6 protein-coding genes and 1 pseudogene are annotated in these 9556 nt (G+C 72.3%); all 7 read right to left on the bottom strand.

Annotation, left to right across the window (positions count from 1 at the left end; genetic code table 11):
* Positions 1 to 175: 175 nt before the first annotated feature.
* A complete protein-coding gene (locus GXP76_RS31290; protein WP_242574999.1) occupies positions 176 to 1021 on the bottom strand; it encodes a class I SAM-dependent methyltransferase in 846 nt (281 codons plus the stop codon).
* Between the two features lie 88 nt (positions 1022 to 1109).
* Positions 1110 to 2108 (bottom strand): hypothetical protein, encoded by a 999-nt coding sequence (locus tag GXP76_RS31295; RefSeq protein ID WP_242575000.1) that lies wholly within the window; start codon positions 2106 to 2108, stop codon positions 1110 to 1112.
* 13 nt (positions 2109 to 2121) lie between these two features.
* A complete protein-coding gene (locus tag GXP76_RS31300; protein ID WP_242575001.1) occupies positions 2122 to 5601 on the bottom strand; it encodes a DNA polymerase III subunit alpha in 3480 nt (1159 codons plus the stop codon).
* Positions 5602 to 5803: 202 nt separating this feature from the next.
* The gene (locus GXP76_RS31305; RefSeq protein ID WP_242575002.1) at positions 5804 to 6889 is read right to left on the bottom strand and encodes a S1 family peptidase; all 1086 of its coding nucleotides are present in this window, start codon (positions 6887 to 6889) and stop codon (positions 5804 to 5806) included.
* A gap of 381 nt (positions 6890 to 7270) precedes the next feature.
* The gene (locus GXP76_RS31310; RefSeq protein ID WP_242575003.1) at positions 7271 to 8170 is read right to left on the bottom strand and encodes a S1 family peptidase; all 900 of its coding nucleotides are present in this window, start codon (positions 8168 to 8170) and stop codon (positions 7271 to 7273) included.
* Between the two features lie 290 nt (positions 8171 to 8460).
* Positions 8461 to 9261, bottom strand: a complete 801-nt coding sequence (locus GXP76_RS31315; protein ID WP_242575004.1) for a DUF1684 domain-containing protein — start codon at positions 9259 to 9261, stop codon at positions 8461 to 8463.
* Positions 9262 to 9298: 37 nt separating this feature from the next.
* Positions 9299 to 9556, bottom strand: a pseudogene (locus GXP76_RS31320) (hypothetical protein); the annotation flags it as partial.

The following is a 9556-nucleotide window of genomic DNA, read 5'->3' on the forward strand; positions in this document are numbered from 1 at the left end:
AGCATCGAGCGATCTCCTTGCGGCTCAAGGGGAAGTGGCGATAGCTGTCAGCCCTGTGGCCCGGACCACATCATTGGCTGTGCTCATGCCAAGTTACGCATGAGTAGGAACGGGAAGGGAAGTTACGCGTCGGTAAAAACTGAACGAATGCCAACGGCGCGCCCCCGCACCGTCGTCACCCCTCACCAGGCGGCTTGCGCCAGGTCATGATCTCGGTCGGCGGAAGATGCTCCGCGAACCGCCCTTCGGCCGACGCCTCCCGCAGCAGCGCCCGCAGGTCCCGCTCGAAGTCCGGCAGCCTGTCGCCGAACAGATGGGGTGCGGAGTCCGACCGGGAGAACACCCACGCCACGACGGAATCCGCCGGGCGGTCGACCACCTCCCCGGCCGGCACGACATGCCGCTCGAAGTTCTCGAACCCGGCCCGCGCCAGGACCAGATCCTCCCGGCCCGGCGTGCCGTTGACGAGCGTCCCCTGCCCCGCGCGCCGTACGGGACCCAGATACCGGCGCACCAGCTCGCCGATCCGTTCGTACGGAGGAGCGGGCCGGGGCAGCGGCGTGGTCGCGGCGGGAGGGTCCTTCAGGTCACTGACATGGACGAACGCGCCCCCCGGTGCCAGCATCCCCAGCACCGCGGCGGCCGTCCGGTCGCGGTCCGTCCAGTGGAACGACTGGGCGAACACCACGGCCCGGAACTCCCCCAGTCCGGCGGGCAGTTGCTCCGCGCGCGCGGCCGTCCAGCGCGCGTTGCCCACCCCGCGGAGCCCGGCCTGCCGCCCGGCCTCCGCCAGCATGTCCTCGTCCGGGTCGACGCCGACCACCTCGGCGACGTACGGAGCCATGGCGAGGGTCACGGTGCCCGGCCCGCAGCCGACGTCGAGCAGCCGCCCCCGCCCGTCCAGCCCGAGGACGGCGGCCAGCGTCGCGGCGAAGCCCGGGGCGTACGGCAGCCGGCCCCGCTCGTAGTGGACCGCGCTTCCCCGGAACAGGGTGCTGTCCCACTGCCATCCGTCAGGCATGTCGATTCCGCTCCGCTCGGGTGGGTGTGTGATCCGAGAACCCTAGGCCGTGTCCGCGACGGTCCCGTCCGTCTCACGACGGGGGCCGTCAGCGGGGGCGGACGGGCGCGCGGACGGCGAGTGTGCCGGGAACGACCGCCCTCGGGCCGAACCTGGCACGGGCCCGGTCCGCCACCGCCTCGATGCGGCGCGCCCGGTCGTCCACGGGGTCGAACGTGAGCTGGCGGGTGGCCCGTTCGGCCGGGGTCAGCCCCTCGGCCCGCAGCGACAGGGCCCGTACCCGCGCCCGCTGGAGCCCGAGCGAGTCATGGATCCGGTAGGCGGCGCCGATGAGCGCGACGGAGTGCGCGGTGGGTTCGCGCAGCGTACGGGCGCGGGTCGTCGTGGAGCGGTCGGCGTAGCGCACCGTGAGCGTCAGCGAGCGGCACACCTGCCCCTCGACCCGCAGCCGGCCCCCCAGCTCCTCGGTGATCGAGAGCAGCGCGGACCGGTGCCGGTCCTGGTCCAGCTCGTCGTGGGAGAAGGCCCGTTCGGCGGCGAGCGAGCGGGCGGAGGCGTTCGGGACGACCGTCGTACGGTCGATGCCGTGGGACTTCTCGTACACCTCGCGCCCCATCCGCACCCCGGCGACCCGTTGCAGTGTCGACAGCGGTACGGCCGCCGCCTTCCCCACGGTGCCGAGCCCGTACGAGCGGAGCGTGCGGGCGGTCGCCGCGCCGACCCCCGGCAACGCCGCGACCGGCAGCGGCTCCAGGAACTCCGCGACCGCCCGCACCTCGTCCGGGACGGTCAGCGTGGTGCCCGGCGCCGCCTCGCGCGCGGCCATCCTGGCGAGCATCGGGGTGGCGGCGGCGCCGATCGCGCAGCCGGCCCCGACGTGCGCGAGCGCCCGTACCCGCAGGACGGCGGCGATCTGGGCCGCGTCCTGCCCGAAGTACCGCTCGGCGCCGCGCACATCGACCAGCGCGGAGTCCGGCGGCAGCGCCTGGACGACCGGGCTGAGGTCGCCGATCAGCCCGAGCAGGGCGGGCAGCGCGGCCTCGATCCCGGTCTCGGCGTCGTGGTGGAACCGTACGCAGAGGATCATCCCGCGTCCCCTCTCATCCCGCGCTCCCCGGACTCGAATGCCACAGCTTCCGCCCCGTGGGCAGCCCTTCACCGGGCGGCTGGAGATCGGCCCAGGGGTTCATCGCGTAGCCCGTGGGCATCTCGATGCGCCGGCCGTTGTCCGTCCCGGTCCCCGGGCCCGGCGCAGGCGTGTCCAGCGCGGCGGCGACCGCCTCCAGGCCGCCCTTCTCCCGCAGTTCGACCAGTTCCGCCAGGTTCCAGGCCGCCGCGCCGACCACGCTCAGACTCCGCGCGCCGCGCCGCTGCACCACTCCGCGCACCAGCAGCAGCCAGGAGTGGAAGACCGTGTGCGCGCACGCCTCGTGGCTGTCGTCGAAGAAGGCGAGGTCGACCAGGCCCGTGCCGTCGTCGAGCGTCGTGAAGATGACCCGCTTGCCGGAGCGGATCGGCGGGGTCTGGGTGGCCACCTTGGCACCGGCGACCAGGACGGTCCTGCCGTGCGGTACCTCCCGCAGCCGTTTCGCGGACATCACGCCCAGCTCCTCCAGGAACGCGTAGTGGTCCGCCATCAGATGGCGGGAGGCGTCCATGCCGAGTACGCCGAGTTCGGCGCTCAGCCGCTCCGTGTCACCCAGGTCGGGCAGCCCGGCGGGAGCTGTCCGCCGCCCTCCCTCCAGGGGGAGCTGGTCCCCGTGGGCGCCCGCCCGCCGTGTCGCCCCGTGCAGCTCCGACAGATGCAGCAGCAGATCCCGTCTGTTGGCGCCGAACTCGTCCAGCGCGCCGACCTGCGCCAGCCGTTCGGCGACCGGGCGGCCGGGCCTGGCGCGCTGCCAGAAGTCCAGCAGCGAGGAGTACGGCTGTCCGGCCTCGATCCGCGCGGTCTCGGCCTCGCTGATGCCGTGGACGTCCGAGAGTGCGAGCCGCACCCCCCAATCACCGGACACCAGTTCGATTCGATGGACCGCCGCCGACCGGTTCACATCCAGCGGCAGCACCGGCACCCCGCGCCGCCGCGCGTCCGCCAGCAGCAGCCGCTTCGGGTACATGCCGGGGTCGTGCGTCAGCAGCCCGGCGAGGAACGCCGCCGGATGGTGCGCCTTGAGCCAGGCCGACTGGTACGTCGGTACGGCGAAGGCGACGGCGTGCGCCTTGCAGAAGCCGTACGAACCGAAGGCCTCGATGATCTCCCAGGCGCGGCCGACGACCTCGGCCGTGTACCCCTTCTCCCCGGCCGCCCGCTCGAACCAGAGCCGGATCCTCGCCTGCGACTCGGGATGGGAGAGCCCTCTGCGTACCCGGTCCGCCTCCTCCCGGCCGCAGCCGGTCATGATGTCGACCATCCGGATGATCTGCTCGTGGAAGACGACCACACCGTAGGTCTCGCGCAGCGCCTCCTCCAGGTCGTCGTGCGGATAGCGGACGGGCGCGCGGCCGTGCCGGGCCTCGATGAAGGGCCGCACCATGTCGGCGGCGACGGGACCGGGCCGGAAGAGCGAGATGTCCACCACCAGGTCGTGGAACGTGGCGGGCTGGAGCCTGCCGACCAGATCGCGCTGGCCGGGCGACTCGATCTGGAAACAGCCGAGGGTCTCGGCGGAGCGGATGAGGCGGTACGTCTCCGGATCGCCCTCCGGCACCTGCGCCGGATCGTCGATGTCCAGTTCCTCGCCCGTGGCGCGCCCGATCTCGGCGACCGCGTGCGCCATCGCGGACTGCATCCGCACACCCAGCACGTCGAGCTTGAGCAGCCCCAGCTTCTCGACGTCGTCCTTGTCGAACTGGGACATGGGGAAGCTCTCCCCGCTGGTCGGCACGACCGGCGTACGGCGCAGCAGCGAGGAGTCGGAGAGCAGCACTCCGCAGGGGTGCATCGCCATTCCACGCGGCAGCGCGTCCAGCGCCTCCACCAGGTCCCACAGCCGGGCGTGCCCCGTCCCCTCCTGTCGCGACTCCTTGGCGACCTCGCGCAGTTCGGGCAGTTCGTCCATCGCCGCGCGGGCGTCGCGCGCCCGGATGTGCGGGAAGGACTTGGCGATCCGGTCGATCTCGGCCGGGTCCATGGACAGGGCGGCGCCCACGTCCCGTACGGCGTGGCGGACCCGGTAGGTCTCCGGCATCGCGACGGCGGCGACCCGCTCGGGGCCGAAGCGGTCGAGGATCGCGCGGTAGACCTCCAGGCGCCGGGCGGACTCGACGTCGATGTCGATGTCCGGGAGTTCGAACCGGCCACGGGCGTCGGCGCGCCGGCGTTCGGAGAGGAAGCGCTCCATCAGCAGTCCGTGCGCGACCGGATCGGCGTGCGCGATCCCCAGCAGATGGTTGACCAGCGAGCCGGCCCCGGAGCCGCGCGCCGCGACCCGGATGCCCATGCCCCGTACGTCGTCCACGACCTGGGCGACGGTGAGGAAGTACGAGGGGTAGCCGAGCCGTTCGATCGTGCCCAGCTCGGCCTCCGTCCGGTCCCAGTACGCCCGGTCACGGTCGTAGCCGCGCAGCACCATGGCCGCCGCCACCTTCGACCGGAGCACCCGTGCGGCGGTCCGCAGGCCGGCGCCGACCAGTCGGGGCTCGGGGAAGTGGACACCGCCGATCCCGAGATCGTCCCTGGGATCGACCCGGCAGCTCTCGGCCGTCTCCTGTGTCATGGCCAGCAGCCGGTGCGCGGTGTCCTGCCCGAGCCCGGCCGATTCGGCCACCAGCCCGGCGGTACGGGCCATCGCCGCCGGGTCCTTGAGCCAGCGCTCCCCGCTGTCCAGGCCCCTGCGCGGGTCGATGGGCACCAGCCTGCGGGCCGCGTCGAGGACATCGGCGACCGGGCCCCGGCCGGGGTCGGCGTACCGTACGGCGTTGCCGAGCACGGCCCGTACGCCCTGTTCGACGGCGAGGCCGAGGGTACGGGCGGCATGCCGCAGCGATCCCGGCCCGGTGCCCTCGCGCCCGTGGTGGACGACCTCCAGCCGCAGGGCGTCGCCGTAGATCTCCCGCCAGGCGGTGAGCAGCCGGGCGGCTTCGCCGGTCCGGCCGGCGGCCAGGGCCCGGCCGACGCCGGAGTCGGGGCCGAGGAGCACGGTGACGCCCGCGCCGTGGTTGTCCTGCCAGGGCAGCAGCGGGCCGCCGTCCCCGGCGGCGTGCGCGGTGGTGACGAGCCGGCACAGATCGGCCCAGCCGGCGGCGCCGTCACGGGCGAGGAAGACGGTGCGGGGCGCGGACTCGTCGACGAAGGCGCCGCCGCGCACCGGGGTGCGCGGCCGTACGGCGGGGGTCCGGCCCCGTTCGCGTACCGGCCCGTCCGCCGGTTCGGCCACGGCCAGCTCCACGCCAAACAGCGGTCTGATCCCCTGCTCCTCGCACGCGTCGACGAAGCGGACCGCGCCGCCGAGGGTGTCGCGGTCGGTCAGGGCGAGGGCGTCCATGCCCCGCGCGGCGGCGCTCTCGGCCAGCTGTTCGGGATGGGAGGCCCCGTACCGCAGGGAGAACCCCGAGACGGTATGCAGATGCGTGAACCCGGGCATCCGCACCTCCTGATCGATCCGTTCTCACCTCCCCCGCTCCCACCATAGATGAGTATCGAACGTTTGTGCGACATCATGGCTCGTCAGCCATCCGGACCCCTCCCACCTGCGGGAACACCGGGCACACGGAAAAGCCCGGCCCGCCGGTGACGGCGGGCCGGGCCTCTTGTCCTGTTGTCCGTTCTCCGGTTCGACCGTACGGTCAGCCGATCTCGGCACCGAACGCCGAGAGCGCCTCCGGCACCGGCTGGAAGAACGTCTCGCCACCCGAGGAGCAGTCACCGCTGCCGCCCGAGGTCAGACCCAGCGCGGTGTCACCGGCGAAGAGCGAGCCGCCGCTGTCGCCGGGCTCGGCGCAGACCGTGGTCTGGATGAGGCCCTCGACGACGTCGCCGCCTCCGTAGTCCACGGTGGCGTCGAGCGCGGTGACCTCACCGTCGTGCACCTGGGTGGTGGAGCCGCTGCGCGAGACGGCCTGGCCGACGGTCGCGTCGCCCGCCTGCGCGATGGCCTGCGTGCTGCCGTCGTACAGGTCGACCTCGCTCGGGTGCTCCGCGGAGCCGGTGTACTTGACGAGCGCGAAGTCGTTGCCCGGGAACTGCGAGTCCACCATGGAGCCGATCTCGGCGCCGCCGGCGGAGTCGGACCACGAGCTGCCCGTCGTGCCGCAGTGGCCGGCGGTGATGAAGTGCGGCTCGCCGCCGACGACCACGTTGAAGCCGAGGGAACAGCGGCCACCGCCGGAGTGGATGGCCTCGCCACCGGCTATGAACTTCTTGAACTCACCGGCGGTCGTCTTCAGTTCGGCCTTGGTGCCGAGCTTCTCGACGGTCTTGGTGAGCTTGTCGAGCGCGGCACCCTTGACGGTGCTGTCCGCCGTGACGACGACCTTGTTCGTGACCGGGTCGACGGCGACGGCCGTGCCGGGGGTGCTCGCCTTGCCCGTGAGGGAGCCGCGGGCGTCCTTCAGCTCTGCGAGGGAGTGCGCCACGACCTTCGCCTTGGCGCCCGCCTCGCGCACGGTCTCGGCGGCCTTCTCGTCCACGACGTTGACGATCAGGGCCTTGGTCTTGCTGTCGTAGTACGAGCCGGCCGCGTCGCCGGCGAGGTCGCCGACGAGGCTGGATGCGAGCTTTCCGGCCGCCGGCGCCGACAGCGTCTTCGCCGTGGTAGCGGTGGTGTCCTCACTGGCGTTCGCAGTCTGGAAGGAAATCCCGGCCACGACCATGGCGGTGACGGCGCTGCTCGCGATCGCCACGCGCTTCTTGGAAATGCGACGGTGCTTCAACTGATACCTCCTGTGGGGGCCGCGTCATCGCATGTGGGGTGCGGTGATGCGGAGGACGAGGCGCCCACTATTCCTAAACTCGCCAGTAGCACACAAGGTCGACTTCAGGACGTGCACACGCCGGGTTCATTTCCTTTTCAACCCGGTCACGTGCGGAGGTCAGCGTCGAGCCGTTCCATTCGTGAACACTCGGCGCAATCACGGGGTTGGCAGCGGGTGAGGTCTAGTCCTGTCCTGAAACCGCCTGTCGGGGCCGGGAGTTCACCCGGCCGCACGGCCCCGGAAACGCGTCGAGTCCCCGCCCGGAGCTCACGGGCGGGGACTCGTCTCAGTGCGGTGCGGCTCGGCCCGTCAGGCCGGCCGGGCGGTGCCCGGACGCGCTCAGGTGATGCTGACGCCGTACGCGTTCAGCGCTTCGACGACCGGCTGGAAGTACGTCGTACCGCCGGAGGAGCAGTTGCCGCTGCCGCCCGAGGTGAGGCCGATCGCGCGGCTGCCCGAGTAGAGCGGGCCACCGCTGTCGCCGGGCTCGGCGCAGACGTTGGTGCGGATGAGGCCCGAGACGATGTCGCCGCCGCCGTAGTTGACCGTGGCGTTGAGGCCCGTGACGCTGCCGCTGTGGGTGCCCGTCGTGGAGCCGCGACGCGTCACCGACATGCCCACCGTGGCGTTGGCCGCGCTGGTGATGTCGATGCTGCCGACGGTGCCGGGGCGCGAGACCGAGGAGTTGGAGTAACGGACGATGCCGTAGTCGTTGCCCGGGAAGCTGGAGCCGGCCGTCGGGCCGATGAGGGTGGTGCGCGCCGAGTTGGTGTACCAGTTCGGGTTGCCGTCGGTGCAGTGCCCGGCGGTCAGGAAGTAGTCGGTGCTGCCGCTGCGCACGTTGAACCCGGCCGAGCAGCGACCGGTGGGCGAGTAGATCGCGTCGCCGCCGGAGAGAAGCTTGGAGAGCTTGCCGGGGGTCCGCTTGATCTTCACGGCGCCGGCGTTGGCCCCGGCCTCGGCCTTGATCTCGGCGATCTCCGCCTTGCTGACGGTGGAGTCCGCCTCGACGACGAGAGCGTTCGTCGTCTTGTCGACATACCAGGCGGTGCCCGCCACGTCGGCACCCAGGACGGCGTCGCTCGCCGCCGTGAGCTGGTTCGCGCTGAAGGTCCCGGCCGTGTCGGCGCTCGCCGTGGGGACGGCGAGTGCCGCGGCGGCGACGAAACCGGTCGTGATGGCGAGCAGACGCGTACGTCTCGCCACACCGCTGCGGGGGGTGGTGCGCTTGATCCTCACGTGTGGTTCCTCCGAAGGAATCTGGGGCCTGATTGGGGGTGGTCCGGCCCGTGAGGCGCAGTCAGGGATACGTCCGCATTCCGGATGTGCCGTGCCCCTGACAAGCGCTGAGGGGAGTATTGGATGCGCCAACCAGCCGCGCAAGGGCGGCTTTCAGCCACTCCCACCGGCCGAGATGCCGCTACTCGTCTTGAAGTCGCCATCCACGTCTCGATCCCGCCCTGCCCACATAGTGGGACGGCCCCGGTCCGCACGGTGCGGACCGGGGCCGTCCCCACGGCTCGGGGGACTCAGCGGACGACGACGTTCCGCTCCCCCGCCGGGACCTCGATCGACAGCGTGTTCCCGGGCGGCGGGAAGGGGCAGATGAAGTGCTCGGCGAAGGCGCACGGCGGCAGCAGCACCCGGTTGAGATCGACCGTCACGGTGCCGTCGGCGGCAGGCGGGGACGGCCGCAGAAAACGGAAGCGATAGCTGGTCAGGCCACTGGTCGCGTCGGCGAACACCGCCCAGAGCGACCCGTCGGGCTCGACGGCGGCGCCGAGCGTGTGCTCCGTACCGTCGACGGAGAAGGCGAGTTCACCCGCGAGCCCGAGTCCCCGCTCCTGCCCGTCGGCGTTCCCGACACGCACGGTGCGGCTCTCCGGGTACGGGCGGAAGCGGCCCGGCAGCACCCAGCGGGGGTCGTACGGCGTGGCCTCGACGGTCACGAACGCCCTGCGTGCGGGGGAGTCCGGGTCGAAGTCACGTACCGCCCAGAGCCCTTCGCGGCGCATGACCACCAGCCGGCGTCCGCCGTGCGCGACCCGGGACCCGCCGATGGGTCCCCGGTCGGCGGTCAGGACGGCCTCACCGGTCAGCGGCCGGCCGTCGACGGTGATCCCGTCACCGGCCCCGGCGGTCACTGACACGTCGTCAACACGGCCCCGCCACACGCCGGGCACGGCCGGAATTCGACCTTCCGGGTACTCGGAGAGCCAGTGGGTTCCGGTGAGCGAGAGCGGTCCGTGCGGCGCCGAGACCGAGGCGATGCGGCGTTCGTGCCAGTTCTCCCAGTTCCGCACGGGATCCGGGTCGGTGTCTGTACTCATGCCGACGCAGCCTTCCACACACGCCCGCGTCGGGGGTTCAGCAGCTGCAGTCGCAGCAATCACAGCAGTCGCAGATGTCACTGTCCCGGCAGCAGCCCTCGCGCTTCTTGCGCGACCACGGGCCCTCGTACTCCTTGGCGCAGCAGAGCTTGCAGGTGCAGCAGAGGCCGATCGCCACCGCGCAGCCGGCCCAGAATCCGCGCCGCTCCGGCCGGGACGGCCGGGGAAGCGGATCGGGTCCGGGCCCGCCGGGTCCACCGGGTCCGCCCGGCGCGCCGGGGTTGCCGCCGCCGTA

It is taken from the genome of Streptomyces sp. NP-1717 (genome assembly GCF_022695985.1).
Lineage (GTDB): Bacteria > Actinomycetota > Actinomycetes > Streptomycetales > Streptomycetaceae > Streptomyces.

Coding starts and splice junctions, on each gene's coding strand:
- GXP76_RS31315 (WP_242575004.1), bottom strand. CDS start 9,261: ATGAGTACAGACACCGACCCGGATCCCGTGCGGAACTGGGAGAACTGG.
- GXP76_RS31300 (WP_242575001.1), bottom strand. CDS start 5,601: ATGCCCGGGTTCACGCATCTGCATACCGTCTCGGGGTTCTCCCTGCGG.
- GXP76_RS31290 (WP_242574999.1), bottom strand. CDS start 1,021: ATGCCTGACGGATGGCAGTGGGACAGCACCCTGTTCCGGGGAAGCGCG.
- GXP76_RS31295 (WP_242575000.1), bottom strand. CDS start 2,108: ATGATCCTCTGCGTACGGTTCCACCACGACGCCGAGACCGGGATCGAG.